Source organism: Nautilia sp., assembly GCF_053994455.1.
This window is the reverse complement of record NZ_JBMYAU010000011.1, coordinates 1-15,247: the sequence shown is the minus strand read 5'-3', so window position 1 is coordinate 15,247 and position 15,247 is coordinate 1. Positions and strand designations below refer to the sequence as shown.

The 15,247-nt window shown below is 37.8% G+C and carries 17 protein-coding genes; 9 read left to right on the top strand and 8 right to left on the bottom strand.

From position 1 onward, the window contains the following. Window positions 1-97: 97 nt before the first annotated feature. Window positions 98-526, bottom strand: coding sequence for a hypothetical protein (locus tag ACXJIE_RS00660; protein ID WP_456479053.1), 429 nt, complete (start codon window positions 524-526; stop codon window positions 98-100). A gap of 304 nt (window positions 527-830) precedes the next feature. Here ACXJIE_RS00660 and ACXJIE_RS00655 point away from each other — a divergent pair, with 304 nt between their 5' ends. Continuing rightward, on the top strand, window positions 831-1,841 hold the full coding sequence (locus ACXJIE_RS00655) for a TDT family transporter (RefSeq protein WP_456479052.1): 1,011 nt from the start codon (window positions 831-833) through the stop codon (window positions 1,839-1,841). 2 nt (window positions 1,842-1,843) lie between these two features. Further along, the gene (locus ACXJIE_RS00650) at window positions 1,844-2,146 is read left to right on the top strand and encodes an ArsR/SmtB family transcription factor (protein WP_456479051.1); all 303 of its coding nucleotides are present in this window, start codon (window positions 1,844-1,846) and stop codon (window positions 2,144-2,146) included. Here ACXJIE_RS00650 and ACXJIE_RS00645 read toward each other — a convergent pair. The 6 genes from ACXJIE_RS00645 to moaA form a co-directional block, all read right to left on the bottom strand. After that, on the bottom strand, window positions 2,139-3,242 hold the full coding sequence (locus tag ACXJIE_RS00645) for a sensor histidine kinase (RefSeq protein ID WP_456479050.1): 1,104 nt from the start codon (window positions 3,240-3,242) through the stop codon (window positions 2,139-2,141). The two genes, ACXJIE_RS00650 and ACXJIE_RS00645, sit on opposite strands and share 8 nt — an antisense overlap. Next, window positions 3,232-3,891, bottom strand: coding sequence for a response regulator transcription factor (locus ACXJIE_RS00640; RefSeq protein ID WP_456479049.1), 660 nt, complete (start codon window positions 3,889-3,891; stop codon window positions 3,232-3,234). The genes ACXJIE_RS00645 and ACXJIE_RS00640 overlap by 11 nt, the downstream gene beginning before the upstream one ends. A gap of 51 nt (window positions 3,892-3,942) precedes the next feature. Then, complete coding sequence (locus ACXJIE_RS00635) at window positions 3,943-4,299, bottom strand: gamma-glutamylcyclotransferase family protein (protein ID WP_456479048.1); 357 nt, start codon at window positions 4,297-4,299, stop codon at window positions 3,943-3,945. After that, window positions 4,296-4,685 (bottom strand): hypothetical protein, encoded by a 390-nt coding sequence (locus ACXJIE_RS00630; RefSeq protein WP_456479047.1) that lies wholly within the window; start codon window positions 4,683-4,685, stop codon window positions 4,296-4,298. The genes ACXJIE_RS00635 and ACXJIE_RS00630 overlap by 4 nt, the downstream gene beginning before the upstream one ends. A 9-nt stretch (window positions 4,686-4,694) precedes the next feature. Next, window positions 4,695-5,489, bottom strand: coding sequence for an SIR2 family NAD-dependent protein deacylase (locus tag ACXJIE_RS00625; RefSeq protein ID WP_456479046.1), 795 nt, complete (start codon window positions 5,487-5,489; stop codon window positions 4,695-4,697). A 110-nt stretch (window positions 5,490-5,599) separates the two neighbouring features. Beyond that, on the bottom strand, window positions 5,600-6,556 hold the full coding sequence (moaA, locus tag ACXJIE_RS00620; protein WP_456479045.1) for a GTP 3',8-cyclase MoaA: 957 nt from the start codon (window positions 6,554-6,556) through the stop codon (window positions 5,600-5,602). Between the two features lie 96 nt (window positions 6,557-6,652). Between moaA and ACXJIE_RS00615 the strand changes: the two genes are divergently transcribed. Then, window positions 6,653-7,459 (top strand): ferritin-like domain-containing protein, encoded by an 807-nt coding sequence (locus ACXJIE_RS00615; RefSeq protein ID WP_456479044.1) that lies wholly within the window; start codon window positions 6,653-6,655, stop codon window positions 7,457-7,459. On the opposite strand, the gene ACXJIE_RS00610 is transcribed toward ACXJIE_RS00615, so the two are convergent. Continuing rightward, window positions 7,456-8,037, bottom strand: coding sequence for a hypothetical protein (locus ACXJIE_RS00610; RefSeq protein WP_456479043.1), 582 nt, complete (start codon window positions 8,035-8,037; stop codon window positions 7,456-7,458). The genes ACXJIE_RS00615 and ACXJIE_RS00610 overlap by 4 nt on opposite strands. Before the next feature lie 75 nt (window positions 8,038-8,112). Here ACXJIE_RS00610 and ACXJIE_RS00605 point away from each other — a divergent pair, with 75 nt between their 5' ends. The 6 genes from ACXJIE_RS00605 to ACXJIE_RS00580 form a co-directional block, all read left to right on the top strand. Further along, the gene (locus ACXJIE_RS00605) at window positions 8,113-8,673 is read left to right on the top strand and encodes a TetR/AcrR family transcriptional regulator (RefSeq protein ID WP_456479042.1); all 561 of its coding nucleotides are present in this window, start codon (window positions 8,113-8,115) and stop codon (window positions 8,671-8,673) included. Further along, window positions 8,670-9,935, top strand: coding sequence for a TolC family protein (locus tag ACXJIE_RS00600; RefSeq protein WP_456479041.1), 1,266 nt, complete (start codon window positions 8,670-8,672; stop codon window positions 9,933-9,935). The genes ACXJIE_RS00605 and ACXJIE_RS00600 overlap by 4 nt, the downstream gene beginning before the upstream one ends. Next, window positions 9,932-11,032 carry an efflux RND transporter periplasmic adaptor subunit gene (locus ACXJIE_RS00595; RefSeq protein ID WP_456479040.1) on the top strand — a complete coding sequence of 367 codons (1,101 nt, stop codon included), beginning with the start codon at window positions 9,932-9,934 and terminating at the stop codon, window positions 11,030-11,032. Before ACXJIE_RS00600 ends, ACXJIE_RS00595 begins: the two co-directional genes overlap by 4 nt. Window positions 11,033-11,121: 89 nt before the next feature. Beyond that, on the top strand, window positions 11,122-14,187 hold the full coding sequence (locus ACXJIE_RS00590) for an efflux RND transporter permease subunit (RefSeq protein WP_456479039.1): 3,066 nt from the start codon (window positions 11,122-11,124) through the stop codon (window positions 14,185-14,187). A gap of 61 nt (window positions 14,188-14,248) precedes the next feature. Next, a complete protein-coding gene (locus tag ACXJIE_RS00585; protein ID WP_456479038.1) occupies window positions 14,249-14,605 on the top strand; it encodes a rhodanese-like domain-containing protein in 357 nt (118 codons plus the stop codon). 35 nt (window positions 14,606-14,640) lie between these two features. Further along, window positions 14,641-15,247 (top strand): sulfite exporter TauE/SafE family protein (locus ACXJIE_RS00580; protein WP_456479037.1); only part of this gene is annotated, 607 nt, incomplete at its 3' end.

Genomic DNA, 15,247 nt, shown 5'->3' with positions numbered 1-15,247 from the left:
GAACAGCTTAAAAATTAAAAACCTAAATACCGGCATTAAAAGAAAAAAAAGAAAAATCAAAAGAATGATTTTGTAAATATCTTTGTTTTCCATTTTATTATCTCCATCTCCAACCCGGACCTCTGCCCCAGCCTCTGGCAGTTCCGGTTATAGGATAATCTTTTTTTTGTGTTAAATCGTTTATGTCCCATGCTCTTATTGAATCATCAGGCCAATTAGATGGAGTCACCCCTCTTACCTCAACTTCATCACCTTCATTAATGGGAAGATTTGAAATTATAAATGTCGGTGCAATTCCAACTTTATAAATTTTACCGTTACCTGCATCCACATCCATAAAAAGCCAATCATAACCTCTTACACCATATCCCGGTTGGACATAAGCTTTTACAACTTTACCTTTTAACACAGGTGTATTATAATATGTCTGTGTATTTGCATTCTGACTGTTAGCAGGTGCCCCATTAATTGAATTAAATCCAAATAAACTTGCCGCAACCAATGCTGCTATAGCTAATCTTTTCATTTGATCTCCTTTATGTTTTTTTTATTAACACTGAAATTATAAAAAACAAATATAAACTGAATATAAACTTATATTTTTAACGGTATTTTTCTAGCGAAAAGTAAAAACTAAACAGTGAATAGTAGAATATTCAGAACAAAAAAATAAAAAATATAATCTTAATTAACTCTAACAACCCTAACTAACTCCAATAACCAATCTACCAATAACAAATAAAAATTAAACAAATCTATTAACTTATATCAAATTATCTTGATATGTTTATAATTTAGTGATATAATACAAAAAAAAGAGGAGGTTGTTTATGGATTACATTAAAAATTTCGCACCGTCATGGTTTGCGAGTATTATGGGTACGGGAATACTTGCCGTAAGCTGTAAGCTTTTCAGCGGATATCTGCCTGTTTTGCTTTCCGTTTCAAAAATGCTTTTTTATTTTAATGTAGGTATGTTTTTTGTTTTTTTGGTTTTTTGGACACTAAGGTGGTTTTTATTTTTCGAAGACGCTAAAAAAGACCTTTTTCATCCCGTAATTTCCGCGTTTTATCCTACAATAGCCGTGGCAATGCTGGTAATTGCGGGAGGATTTATCATCATTTTCAACAATATTAAATTAGGCGAAATTTTCTGGCTCGCCGGGGCTCTGCTTACCATATTTTTTGCTTTTTTAATCTCTTTTATAATGTTTTGCCATGAAAATATCGAAATTCATCATATCAATCCGGGATGGTATATTCCGCCTGTGGGACTTATTGTAATCCCTATAGCCGGAGCGTTTTTTGAGCCTTTAAATACGGGAATTTATCAGGAAATTATTACTTTGATAAATGTTTTGGGATGGGGAGGAGGATTCTTTCTCTATCTCGCACTTTTGGCAATCATCATTTACAGACTAATCCTTCACTCTCCGCTTCCGGGAAAAGTGGCACCTACGGTATGGATTAACCTAGGTCCTATCGGCGCTGGAAATATAGCTTTGATAAACATAGTTTCAAAAACGTCATTTATAACCGTTAAAGAGCCGTTTTACGTTTTTGCATTGCTTTTTTGGGGATTCGGGCTTTGGTGGCTTGTAATGTCAATAATAATGACGATAAGATACATTAAAAAACATGAGCTTAACTACTCAATGGCATGGTGGGCGTTTATATTCCCGCTTGGAGCTTTTACGGCTTCTACTCATCTGATATCAAAAACTTTGAATATTGAAATAATAGATATTTTGGGATTTGGAATTTTTTGGCTATTATTTTTTATGTGGAGTATAACTTTTATAAATACCGCTAAAAACATAAAAAAGATATTTAAAGGCTGAAAATGGATGAGTTTTTAAAAACCGTATCCGCCCTTAAAGACGAAACGAGAATAAAAATATTAAAATTTCTGCTTATGCACAAGGAAAAATGCGTATGCGAGCTTGAAGCAAGTTTTGAAATGCTTCAGTCCCGCCTCTCAAGGCATCTTAAAATACTGAAAGAAGCCGGATTTTTAGATTCAAAAAGGGACGGTAAAAAAGTTCTTTATTCAGTCAAAAAGGTTGAAGGTTTTAAAAAAGCCGCTTTGGATGAAATTAAAAAATTAAAAATTGAGCTGCCTACTCTCAAGGAATGTTCTATTTAAATTCAACGGATATTTTCACAAATCCGTTTTCGTTTTTTATATTAAGTTTATATCCGTAACTTTCACAGATTTTTTTCACTATATAAAGTCCGAGCCCAAACCCGCCTTCGCTTTCGTTTTCACGGTAAAACTTGTCCGTTATTTTTTTTACGTTTTTTATTTTTCCCTTATTAAGCACCGAAAACCTGTTTTTGTTAAGAACTACCCTCACCTCCGAACCGGACGGCGCGTATTTAAAAGCGTTCGAAAGAAGATTGTCGACTATCCTTACGATATCATCCCTGTCGGCTTTTACCGTAAGATTTTCACACCTTTTTACTACTTTCACACCCTTTTTTTCGGATATGGTTTCGAATATTCCGAGTCTTTCGCATATAAGCCCTTTCAAATCGACATTTTGAAAATTTTTGTTTTTAATTTTATGGTTCAGTTTTATGAACGTCAGATCTTTAAATATCTTTTCAAGCCTTTCGGCGGCAAACCTGATTCTTTCAAATTCTTTTAAATTTACGTCTTTCATTTCGAGCATCTCTATATTGGTGTTTATTATGCTTATGGGGGTGTTCATTTCGTGGGTTGCGTCCCGGATAAAATTTTCAAGCGATAAAATCGCCTCTTTTACGGGCCTTAAAAACATTTTTCCCAATACATACGCTATAAAAACTATAAATACAAAAATAACGGCGTTAAATATGAAAAGCTCCCTTTTCAACCTCTTTATCGGTCCGTAGTCAAACGGCTTAAATCCTACGAACTCTATTTTCCCCCAACGTCTCGGAAGCTCGTAATGACAGTAAATCGTTTTGTTTTCAATCCAGCATTCCCGGGGTTTTATTTTTACGTCCTTCCCGTACATTAAAACGCCGTTTCTGTAAATAGAAATGTTAATATCGCTTTTGTTGTTAAAAAACCTGAATCCGAACATACTCTGAGGCATTGCCAATTTCAGTTCGTTTAAAACGTAATTTGATTCCTCGTCGTATATTTTATGAACGGCCGATTTATAATAAATCCACTCCCCTATACCGACCAAAAAAAGGGTGGAAATCACATATACAAAAATAAAACGTCTTAAACTCTCTTTTTCAGCAGACAAATTTATACCCCACTTCTTTTACGGTTTTTATTTTTTCGTTTCCTAAAACGTTTCTGAGCGTTTTTACAAACGTTCTTAAAGACGCCTCATTCGGCGTTTCGTCAAAATCGTATATTTCGCCGAAAATTTTCTCCTTGCTAAGCACCTCCCCCTTGTGTTTTACAAACAGGTTCAAAAGCCTCGCCACTTTCGTTTTAAGGTGTACGGGTTTTCCGTTTTTTATCAGTTCCAAATTATTAACGTCAAAAACAAAGCCGTCTCCCAAATCCACTTTTTCGATGTTTCCGTATATTCTTCTTAAAACGGCGTCGATTCTGAATTTAAGCTCTTTAAGAGAAAACGGCTTTCTTATATAATCGTCCCCGCCGCTTAAAAAACCGTTTTCAACATCCTTTTCGTCACTGAGGGAGGTTATAAAAATTATCGGAACATCCGTAAACCCCCTTATTTCGTGGGCAGCCTCAAAACCGTTTTTTTTCGGAAGCTTAACGTCTAAGAGTATTAAATCGTAATGTTTTTCATAAGCTTCGTTTACCGCGCTTTCGCCGTCAAAAACGCTCAGAGTCTCAAACCCGCTCATATCCAAAAAATCCTTAACCGTTTCATTAAGGCTTACATCGTCCTCAACAATTAAAATTTTCCTTTTCATCTCCGCCTTTTTTATTTTAATTTTATTTAATTAAATTAAACTTTATATAAACTAAAACTCTTTAATCAGCTCTTTTTTCAAAAATTTTTTCTCTTTTGCAAAAAAATAAGTAAACGCCCGGGTGCTTTTCGAACCGATTTTAACATATATCTTCCTGCGGCGGTAGCAATGGGGAACCTCTTCAAGTCTGTCGAGTTTTTTTAAAAGATTGTAATTAATTTCATAAAGTTCTCCTTTAATGTAAAAACCGCATCCAGATTTTTCAAGCAGATAAGGATACCAGCCGTTTTCGGAGATTACAAGGGGATATTTTTTCAACGTTTCGGCATATCCCAAAAAAGAAGCGTTTTTGAGATAGTAATGAAGCCTTTTGTTTCGTTTCAGACTGCCGTAAACAAACAATCTCATTTACACTGATAATAAATAATCATTTTCTGTGAAGGAATGTTAACACCTATCTGCGAAGCGTTTTCATCCGTCAAAAGATAAACGTCGCCGGCTTCTGTTTTGTATAAATTTATATTTTTTTTAACTTTTTTCACATACCCCAACAGCTCCTTTTTGTCCCCGACATAAATTTCCATTCCTTTTGACACCGGTTTTATTTTAACGGTATAAAGCTGTTTTAAAATATTTTTCATCTTATCAGCGGTTTTCGACGTATTCGGCACGTTTACCATTTTACCGTTTTTATCGGCAAAACTTATACCGAGTGTTTTGCACGTATATGTCGTGTTTGCGTTAAAAGCAAAAGCGTATACACCAATTAACATTCCCAAAAAAAATTTTTTCATTTTTAACCTTTAATAATATTTTTTAATCTCTCTTAAAGCTTCGAGCGCTCCTTTTTTTATCCTAATATCGGCACCTTCGGCTTCAAGGGGATTTATTCTGATTAATACGGAGTCGAAACTGCGCCTTATTTTTTCACTCGTCATTCTGACGGTAGGCACGGCCGTTCCCGCTCCAATCTCAATTATAACAAGTTTGCCGTCAATTTGCGAGAGCCAGTACTCGAATCTTGCAAGCTGCAAGTCCACTCTTTTGTTTACGAACCTCAAATCGCTGAACATTAAAATATTAGGTCTTGCGGTTTTTTTACACACCCTGCACGCCGGAATATTGCATGCCTCGAATTTTTCTTCGTCAACATCTATAATTTCGTTATTTTCCCATATCGTATCACCGCAGGGTTCGCTGCACTGAAGATAATGAATGCTTCCGTGAATCTCCGCAATTTTCATTTCGCTAAACCCTGCTTTTTGAAACTGTCCGTCTACATTGGAAGTAAACACGAACTTTTTATGGGGCATATTAAGAAGTATATTAAAACCTTCGTGAGGAACTGTATTTCTGTACATATTCAGCCTGTGTCCGTAAAACGCCCATGCAAGGCGTGGATTTATATCAAACCATCTCGGATTTGCCAGCGCCTGAAAATTAAGTCCGAGCTTTTTAGCAACCGGATACGCCTTCCAAAACCCTTCATTTCCCCTGAAATCAGGCAATCCGCTGTCAACCCCTATCCCAGCCCCGGCCGTTATTAAAAGATATTCGGCTTCCTTTATCGCTTTTGCGGCTTTTTTAATTTCTTCCATTCCCCTCCTTTTGATGTAGGTATATTGGTTATTTGTTATTGGTGTATTAGTTATTTGGATTTATATTATTTACATTTTCCACTTTTCACTTTTCATTTGATTCCATTAAATCACCCTCCCGTTTCCCAAAACGCCCTTGTTGAAACTTCCTCTTCCTGCCAGTCGTTTTTTTCGGGTTTATTTGCCACCACTTCTTTTAAAATTTCCGCAGCCCTGTTTATATCGCCTTTTCTGAGGGCTTCTTTTATATTATAGCTTTCCGTAAAAAAAAGACACGGAATCAGATACCCTTCCGCCGTAAGGCGTATACGGTTGCAGCTTTTACAGAAATCCTCGCTGTGGGGCTCTATTATTCCGAAAACATACCCCCCGTCCGTTTCGAAATACCTGCTTGCGCTGTTGTCTTTAGGAAGTTCTTTAAATTTATATTTTTCGGCGATTTTATCAAGTATCTCCTGTGAATCCACCCTCTTGATTCCGGGATACGCCCTTTCGTTTTCCATAAATTCTATAAACCTTATCGTAACACCTTTAGATTTCGCAAAATCCAGAAGATCCACAATTTCCCCGTCGTTTATACCCTGCATAACCACCGTGTTGAGTTTTACCTTAAGCCCAGCTTTTAAAGCCTCATCCAAACCTTCCAAAACTTTTTCAAGCATTTCTTTTTGAGCGATTTTTGCGGCTGTTTTCGGCTTTAGGGAATCAAGCGACATATTCACCCGCTTAAGTCCCGCTTTTTTCAGTTTTTTGGCGTACTCTTTAAGATAATATCCGTTTGTGGTAAGGGCGAGATCGAGTTCGGGTTTGTAATCGTGCAGCATTTTGACAAAAACATCGAGATCCTTTCTGAGCAGGGGCTCCCCGCCCGTAATTCTTATTTTGTTAACGCCTTCGTCGATTGCAAGACGCAAAAACTCGAACATTTCTTCGTATCTCAAAATATTTTCGTGCGGTTCCCATTCAAAAGGTGTGTTAGGCATACAGTAAAGACACCTGAAATTGCACCTGCTCGTAACCGACACCCTGATATAGTCTATTTTACGGTTAAATTTATCGATTAACATTTTTTGCCTTTAATGATATAATTAAACAATCCGTTACGGTTATATATACCGGAATATAACGCTTTTGAGAATTGTAGCACAAAAAAGGAAAAAAAGATGTCTTTTTATAAAAATTTAGAAAAAATAATTCAGTGCGGCAATATAAATGAAAAATTCGATATGTTTTATAATGAATTGTGGAATAAAAAAGACAATTTAGATTTTAAATCGGATGAAAAACCTAAAATTTTCGAAAAACCGAGTTACGCAGATTTCTGTGAAATAGTCCATCCCGCACGGGTTCCGAGAAGAAGAGGCTTTGAAACGGACGAAAAAAAGGCGGTGCTTCTTCATGCAATAGTCCATATAGAATACAGCGCCATAGATCTTGCCTTAGATGCGTGTTACAGATTCCCGAACCTGCCTGAAGAGTTTTATTTCGACTGGCTTGAAGTCGCAGAGGATGAAATAAGGCATTTTAAAACAATAAACGCCCTGCTTGAAAAAACGGGCTATAAATACGGGGATTTCCCCGTTCACGCCTCACTGTTCGAAGCTTCCCGAAAAACCCCAGATCTTCTATCGAGAATGGCAATAATTCCGAGATGGTACGAAGCGGGGGGACTCGACGCAAACGAAAAAATAATAAACAGGCTCTCAAAAACAAACGATCCGTTTGCACAGGAGGTAATCGACGCGCTCCTCATTATTTTAAAAGAAGAAATACCCCACGTTCAAAAAGGCGATAAATGGTTCAAGTGGGAATGCAAAAGAGAGGGGCTTGAACCGGTTGAAACATATTTTAAAATAGTCGACGGTTTTTTCATAGACTGGAAAAAAAAGGATTTAAACGTGGCGGCAAGGCTGAAAGCGGGATTCAGCTGCCGGGAACTTAAAATATTAAACGAAAAAGTCGAATGTTAATTGCACTCCAAAACAGTACCGTCGGCAAATTCCGCCCTTATTAAGTCGAAATATATTTTTAAATTTTCGGGTTTTTCGTCTTTTAAATATTTTTCCAAATCGGAATTCAACTGATGCGTTTTTTCAACGGTAACGCTTTTCCCCGACGGAATTGATATTTTCCTTTTTACAAAATCGTTAAGTATTTTCACACCGTCCCCGTCTTCCGCAACAAGATCCCCTTCTAAAAATACGATTTTTTTAGGATATCCGTTTTTAAAAGTAACGCTTAAATCGTAATAAGGCAAAACCTCGTTATGGTAGGTGTATTTAAGGGAGGTTATTTTTATATTGTTACAGTTTTTAACCGCAAGCTTCGCCGCTATCTCTTTTTTTACCTTTTCACTGCTTTTGACGATTTCCTTTTGCTGGATATTCAGCGCCTTTTCAAGTTTTCGAATTCTTTTCTCCTGTGAATCGACCCTTTTTTCAAGCTGTTGCAAAGCCGCCCTCAGCTGAGAGATTTTATCGTTCAAACCGGTGCTGTCCGATGCGGATACAAACACAAACAGCAACAAAACCGAAAAAATTTTTTTCATTTTCCGCCTTTTTTCTTGCTATTTTATCAAAAAAGTATTACAATTTCACTTACCGACCAGTAAGTAAGGATAAGAATGGCGACCAAAGAAGAAATTTTAAAAACGGCTCTTAAGCTTTTTGCAACCAAAGGGTATGAAAACACATCCCTCGAAGAGGTGGCAAACCGGATCGGAATAACAAAACCGGCGATTTATTACCATTTCAAAAACAAAAAAGCTTTATATAATGAAATTTTTACTGAAAAATTTTCAAAACTCGAATTCGAATTAAAAGATTCTTTAGAAGAAAACCTTAAAGAATACATCTTCAAACTCGGAAACTTTTTTATAAAAAACCCGTGTGTCGCAAAGCTTTTTTCAAAGGAAATAACCAGCGAAGCCGCCCACCTTAGTGACGATACGCTAAAAGTCATATCAAAGACATTAAAACACCTAACACTGATTTTAAAACATACAAACCTCAATCCGTTTTTTATTCAGACAATGGTGATATCCACATTTACGACATACGCAAACACGCTGAAAGTAAGGGAAAAAATAAGCGGAATCCTGCAAAAAGACAGACTCGAAAAGGATTTTAACATTACGGAGGAAATATACAAGGCGGTAATACATTACATAAAGGCACACAAATGAAAAAATTTTCAATAATATTGACATCATCGATTCTTTTAAACGCAGCCACTATAGATTCCCTGCTCTCGAAAATCGAATACATTCCGGATACGAAACTCGACAGTTTAATGATTAAAGAGATGAAAACGAACAAAAAAAGCGTAACATATTCCCTTTATCCGAAACTCACTCTTACGGCCGGGGCCGAACATTTCTCCACACCCGCAAGTATGGTTCCCCTGCCCCCGACCGAAAGTACGAAAATAATGACGACAGGCGGCAGCCTTCCGTTTTCAAGAAATATTTACAAATTAGGATTTAACATATCGATGCCTGTTTTTATCAAAGAAATTTACGACAGTAAAAAGAAAATGCAACATCTGCTTAACGCAACTAAATATCAGGCGAAAATCAACCTACTTAAAAGGCAGAGCGCTCTAATAATTTATATAAGCAATTTCAATTATCTCTTTGCGCTTAAAAACGCCCTGCTTTCCCAGGAAAAATCGGTTCAAACCACGTACGAAGCAATAAAAGCGGGGGTCGATGCGGGAAGAATTCCGGAATTTAAACTCCTAAGGCTTAAAGACTCCCTAATAGCCGTCAAAAACAAAATTTCGCAAATCCAGACCAAAATAGAGGATATGAAATCCAAAATTTATACGTTAACAATGAGCGAAATCGATTCGCCTGTCAAACTTACCTCAAATAAAATCGAAAAAAGCGAATTTTTCGCGGTAAAACCGCTTAAAGAAAAACTGAAATCCGATTCTTTCAACATAAAAATAAAAAAAGACGCGCATCTCCCGAAAGTCATACTGAAAATCCAGGGTTACAGGGCTTACGCAAAAGCCTACAATACCGGCAGCTATATAACCGAAGATTTTGCAAGCGCGGGAATATACGTTACATGGGACATATTCGACAAAAAAAACAACTCCGAAATCCAAAAAGCCAAAATTCAAGCGTCTAAAACATCACTTGAAATCCAAAAAACGTTAAAGGATTTAAGCGCGCAGATAAATTATATAAACGCATCCCTAAAAGAAATCAAAAAACAGCTTCTCTCAACAAAAGAATCGATATCGTTAAAAGAGGAACTTTTAAAAGGTGCCAAAACGGCGTTTAAACTAAACACGATGACCGTCGACGAATATTTAAAATACGAAGACGACCTTGCAAAAGAAAAAGCGAACCTTGCAAACCTGATCGCACTGAAAAACACACTAATCGCACAAAAAGCGTTAATCTACGGAAAAAATCTTAAAAAGGTGTTCAAATGAAAATATTAAAAATCGTAATCCCGATAATACTTGCGGCAGTTTTAGCCCTAAGCGGTATGAGACTTATCAAAAAAAGACAGGCGGCGAATGAAAAACTCCCGCCCGCACAGCAAATCGCTATAGTTGTAAAAACACTCACCCCTAAAATCGAAAGCAAAACGCTGACCCTGCCTTACATAGCCACTGTAAAAAACGACAAAGAGGTGTTAATCAACACAAAATTCGCCGGTAAAATCTTATACGTAAAAAATTTAGGCGACATAGTGAAAAAAGGCGAGACCGTGGCAAAAATAGACAGCACGGATCTGAACGCGAAACTTAAAGAGATAAATTCCCAAATAAATTCCGTTAAAAACAAAATAACGGCCGAAAAAATCAACCTCGGCAATCTGAAAGCCACCCATGAAAGAACAAAAAAACTCCTTGATGTAAAAATGGCCTCCATAGAGCAGTACCAGAACGAAGAGAGCAAAATAGCTACATTAAAAGCACAGATCAAAGCCGATAAAAACTCATTAAAAGCCCTGTACGCAAACAGACAGGCGGTTTTAAACAATCTCTCGTATACAACGTTAAAATCGCCTATCAACGGTGTAGTCAGTGCAAAAATGCTAAACAAAAACGACATAGCGTTTACGGGCAAACCGATACTTAAAATTACGCCTAAAGATGGAAATTACCTGTTTATCATACTTCCGAAAGATTATAAACAAATCGTATACAAAGGTAAAATTTACGACCTTAAACCTTTAAACAATACGTTTAATTCGCTAAAAACATTCAAAGCCGAAGTAAACGACCCGACACTTCTTAACGGGGAAAAAGTAAACATTAAAGTGGTCGAATACAGCGGAAAAGGCGTGTTTTTGCCTTACGACGCAATTCTGACGGTTAACGGTAAAAACTACGTATTCACGGTAAACGACGGCAAAACCTACATAAAAGAGGTAAAAATACTCGCCCAGGGAGAAAAATACGCCCTTATAAATCAAAATATAACAAGCCCCGTAATAGTGGCAAAACCGGATATTCTGCTCAGAATAAAAGCGGGATACCCCGTAAGAATTGAGAATGGAGAATTGAGAATGGAGAATTGAGAATGGAGAATTGAGAATGGAGAATGAAAAATTAAACACCAATATGCTAATGACAAATATACAAATAACTAATATACCAAAGGATAAAAATGTTTGAGTTTTTTCATAAAAGAACGCATTTTCTGTTTGCGATTATACTCGGTATGTTCGTATTCGGAATCATCGGACTTATAAAAATGCCAAAAAACCTCTTTCCGGATTCAAACAGACCGGAAGTGGTAATATTCACCCAGGTGCCCGGAGCCCCCGCAAACGTGGTGGCGACAACCGTGTCCAAACCGATAGAAGAAGAGATGGCAACGCTTAGCAATATCTATGAGATAAAATCCACAAACGTTGCCAACTTTTCAATAGTGCATGTAATATTCGACTATAAAAAAACGCTCCAGTCGGCAGCGGTGGATGTGAGCAACGCACTCAACAGAATCAAAGGGAAACTGCCCGAAGGATCGACTCCTGCTATTTATATAGTGGGTGCGTTTACCGCTCCTGTGGACGTGTTCTCACTGAGTCCCAAAAACGGCTCAATAACCCTTGAAGAAATAAGAAAAATAGCCGACAGCTTTATAAAACCGAAACTTCTCAGCGATAAAAACATCGGTAACGTGGAAATTTTCGGGGGATACCAAAGCTCCATTATGATTAAAATCGATCCATTAAAAATGGAAAAATACGGCCTGAGCCTGGATAATTTCATAAAAGTTCTCAAAACGTCAAATATCGACCTTCCCATAGGCTTTATTAAAAGTAAAGATTCGTTTTTAACACTTACTTTTTACGGAAACGAAAGCGATATTAAAAAACTCAAAAACCTTTTTATCAAACCGAATCTCAGACTTTCCGACATTGCGGAAGTAAAGTGGAGCTATAAAACAAATAACAGCGCATATATAGGAAACAACACGCCTTCAATAGCCGTATCTGTTCAAAGGGCCCCGGGCGGAAACCTTCTTGCAACAAGCGACGCCGCAAGAGAGATGATGAAAAAAATTCAGCGTGAATATCCGAATATCAAAGTAAGCGTTTCGGACACTCAAAGAAACCTTGTCGAAACGGCAAATATCAATATGATAGAAGCTTTGCGTGACGCTATAACTTTTACATTGATAGTTTTACTGTTTTTCCTTGCCAACCTGAGGGCGCTTGCGGCTGCGGCAATCTCCATCCCCATGGTGTTTTTCGGTGTTTTGGCGTTTTTATACCTCACCGGGGGTGAACTGAACATTATTATTTACACCGCCATTATCCTTGCGCTCGGTATGCTCACCGACGACGCCGTCGTCGTTCTTGAAAACATCGAACGGCACATAGAATCCGGCGAGGAGCTCAAAACCGCCATTTACAACGGAACAAAAGAAGTGCTTATGCCCGTATTTGCGGGAACCATATCCACAATTGCAATTATTTTCCCGTTGATGTTCGTAGGAGGATATCCCGAAAAAATATTCAGACCGTTAATTGAAACGTTAATAGTGGCGCTGCTGATCAGCTGGTTTTTATCCGTAACGTTCATACCCAAACTTTCCGAATATCTCTATAAAAACGGAACAAACAAAACAAAATTTGAAAAATTCTTTGAAACTCTGTATCAAAATACAATCGCTAAACTTATAACCCCGTATATAGGAATTCTCAAATTTTCAAACGGGAAATTTAAAATTTTCAGAAGATTTTTATTAATAGCCGGTGCGGTTATAGTGCTTGCAATGACAATGAAAAACATAGTCCCGACAATCGGAAGAGACGTTATGCCTCCGATGGATACCGGTATTATGAAAGCAAAAATCGAGTTTTCATCAAACCTCAATGCCGACGAAACGGCTAAAAGACTCAAACCGTTCCTTAAGTGGCTCAATAATCAGCCGTGGCTTGAAAAAAGCTCAATTGCAATAGGAACGGAACAGGGGGTTTTATCAATCAGCGGAAACGGAGGCGGAAACAGCGTGGGCATGACCATTATAGCCGTTGACAGGTTTCACAGAAAAAAAACAATATGGCAGCTTGAAAAAGAAGTAAGAGACAAACTTGCAAAAATAGAAGGTATTAAAAACCTTGCGGTGTTTGATTACGGAGCCACTGCGCTTTCCACAATCAACGCACCTTTGGCAATTGAGTTCAGAAGCGAAAATTACGAAAACCTGCCTCAAAAGGCGAGAGAAGCGGAAAATATAATAAAAAACATCAAAGGCCTCACAACCACGATGATCAGCTGGGACAAAGACTTCCTTGAAGCCGAAATTATTATAGACAAAAACAAAGCGCTGAGTTACGGTTTGACACCTGCTGCCATCGTTTCCCAGATTGCGATAAAAGATCAGGCGGCTTCAATTTCAAGTTCGCTCGCTTCAATGAACGTACAGTTTGTAAGGGTGAGATTTTTAGGCGATTATTCCAAAAACCTGCAAACCCTTAAAATGCTGCCTATAACAACAAAAACGGGAACGGTGCCTTTAAGCGAGCTTGCGAAAATAAAAACGCATTTCACTTACAGCAAAATCGAAAGAAACGACCTTGAATACTCGATAGAAGCCCAGGGATACAGGGAAAAAAGGGCAATCAGCAAAATCACCGACGACGCCGATAAACTGCTTCACGAACACGGTATTATGAATTATCACCAGTCAGGGGATATGAAAGAGTTAAACAATGCCTTTTCAAGGCTCATTAAAGCCGTGGTGATCGGTGTAATCGTTCTTATTCTGACGCTTATGGTCGTTTACCGTTCACTCAGACTTTCACTCATTATGATAGTGGTGCTTCCGCTTTCTATGATCGGAGGTATGTGGGGACTTTTAATAGCAAACAAACCTTCGTGTATGCCGAGTATGGTGGGATTGTTGCTGCTTTTCGGTATCATTATCAAAAACGCCGTACTTTTAATAGACTTTTATAAAGAGTACGAACATCAGGGAATCGCACCGTTTGAAAGCGCCGTTGCGGCTATTAAAATCAGATTCCGTCCCGTTATGATGACGGCGTTCGGTACCATCGCCGGAATGATTCCCATCGCACTCGAACAGGCTATCGGGCTTGAGAGACTCTCACCTATTGCCGACGTTGCAATCGGCGGGCTTTTAATAGGAACGTTTTTAACCCTTGTATACGTGCCTATGTTCGCTTATTCCACGGATCCGAGAAGAAAAGAGGAAAACTGACTCTTTTCTTCACATTGTATTAACCGTAAAAAACTATAATTTCAACAAAAAAGGAGAACATATGCTCAAATACGCAACGCCTGCGGGAAATAAAGAAATTAAAATAAATTTGGAAGAATTTTTAAAACTTTACAAAGAAGATAAAGCCGTTTTGGTGGATATAAGAATGCCGTTTGAAAAAAAGGTATGGGAAGTTAAATTCGCAACGGATATTGCGGCAAACGAGCTTGAAGCAAATCTTGACAAACTCCCGAAAGACAAAGTAATAGTAACCGCATGTCCAGGAAACAACCGCTCACCTTTTGCGGCAATGTATTTAAGAGAAAAAGGATTTAATGCGAAATTTCTTGAAGAGGGGCTGCTTGAACTTATGAAAAAATTAAAAGGCGGGGAAGCTAAAAAATTCCTTGAAAATTAATTTCCCCTTTTTTATTTTAATAAAAGGAATAAAAAATGTTTTATTTTGAAATATTTATAATTGCAACCGTTTTAAGCGCATTTTTCGCTCTCGGAGGCGTGGGAAGCGCCGTTGCTTTAATTCCTGTTTTGCACTGGATGGGAATTGATTTTAACTTTTCAAAAGCGATAGGACTTTTTGTAAACACTTCCACAACCGTAACGGCTACAATTATGAATATTAAAAGAAAGGTTTTGGATATCAAATTCGCCCTGCCGCTTGCCGTTTCACTTGCGGCTTTTGCACCGGTTGGGGCTATGTATTCAAAACAAATACCCGTTCATGAAGTAAAATGGTTTTTTGCTCTGTTTTTATTTTTCAGCGGAAGTATGATACTTTTTGGTAAAAAAGAGCAGAAATTCCACTACAACAAACAGTGGGTTATGGTGCTTATAGGAGCGATTGTGGGATTTATAAGCGGACTGCTCGGAATCGGAGGCGGAGCGCTTTTAATGCCTATAATGATTCTGCTCGGGTTTGACGCCAAAAAACTGGCTGTAACCCTTAGTTTTGTAATTCCGTTTTCAACATTTGCGGCATTCTTAACTTATATGAGCTTTGTAAAATTTGATTGGATAATTCTTGGGGTTGCCGCCGCAGGTG

What these genes read in the sequence shown, in the direction of transcription:
- ACXJIE_RS00660 (WP_456479053.1), bottom strand. Translation starts at nt 526, where the DNA reads ATGAAAAGATTAGCTATAGCAGCATTGGTTGCGGCAAGTTTATTTGGA.
- ACXJIE_RS00655 (WP_456479052.1), top strand. Translation starts at nt 831, where the DNA reads ATGGATTACATTAAAAATTTCGCACCGTCATGGTTTGCGAGTATTATG.
- ACXJIE_RS00650 (WP_456479051.1), top strand. Translation starts at nt 1,844, where the DNA reads ATGGATGAGTTTTTAAAAACCGTATCCGCCCTTAAAGACGAAACGAGA.
- ACXJIE_RS00640 (WP_456479049.1), bottom strand. Translation starts at nt 3,891, where the DNA reads ATGAAAAGGAAAATTTTAATTGTTGAGGACGATGTAAGCCTTAATGAA.
- ACXJIE_RS00635 (WP_456479048.1), bottom strand. Translation starts at nt 4,299, where the DNA reads ATGAGATTGTTTGTTTACGGCAGTCTGAAACGAAACAAAAGGCTTCAT.
- ACXJIE_RS00630 (WP_456479047.1), bottom strand. Translation starts at nt 4,685, where the DNA reads ATGAAAAAATTTTTTTTGGGAATGTTAATTGGTGTATACGCTTTTGCT.
- ACXJIE_RS00625 (WP_456479046.1), bottom strand. Translation starts at nt 5,489, where the DNA reads ATGGAAGAAATTAAAAAAGCCGCAAAAGCGATAAAGGAAGCCGAATAT.
- moaA (WP_456479045.1), bottom strand. Translation starts at nt 6,556, where the DNA reads ATGTTAATCGATAAATTTAACCGTAAAATAGACTATATCAGGGTGTCG.
- ACXJIE_RS00615 (WP_456479044.1), top strand. Translation starts at nt 6,653, where the DNA reads ATGTCTTTTTATAAAAATTTAGAAAAAATAATTCAGTGCGGCAATATA.
- ACXJIE_RS00610 (WP_456479043.1), bottom strand. Translation starts at nt 8,037, where the DNA reads ATGAAAAAAATTTTTTCGGTTTTGTTGCTGTTTGTGTTTGTATCCGCA.
- ACXJIE_RS00605 (WP_456479042.1), top strand. Translation starts at nt 8,113, where the DNA reads ATGGCGACCAAAGAAGAAATTTTAAAAACGGCTCTTAAGCTTTTTGCA.
- ACXJIE_RS00600 (WP_456479041.1), top strand. Translation starts at nt 8,670, where the DNA reads ATGAAAAAATTTTCAATAATATTGACATCATCGATTCTTTTAAACGCA.
- ACXJIE_RS00595 (WP_456479040.1), top strand. Translation starts at nt 9,932, where the DNA reads ATGAAAATATTAAAAATCGTAATCCCGATAATACTTGCGGCAGTTTTA.
- ACXJIE_RS00590 (WP_456479039.1), top strand. Translation starts at nt 11,122, where the DNA reads ATGTTTGAGTTTTTTCATAAAAGAACGCATTTTCTGTTTGCGATTATA.
- ACXJIE_RS00585 (WP_456479038.1), top strand. Translation starts at nt 14,249, where the DNA reads ATGCTCAAATACGCAACGCCTGCGGGAAATAAAGAAATTAAAATAAAT.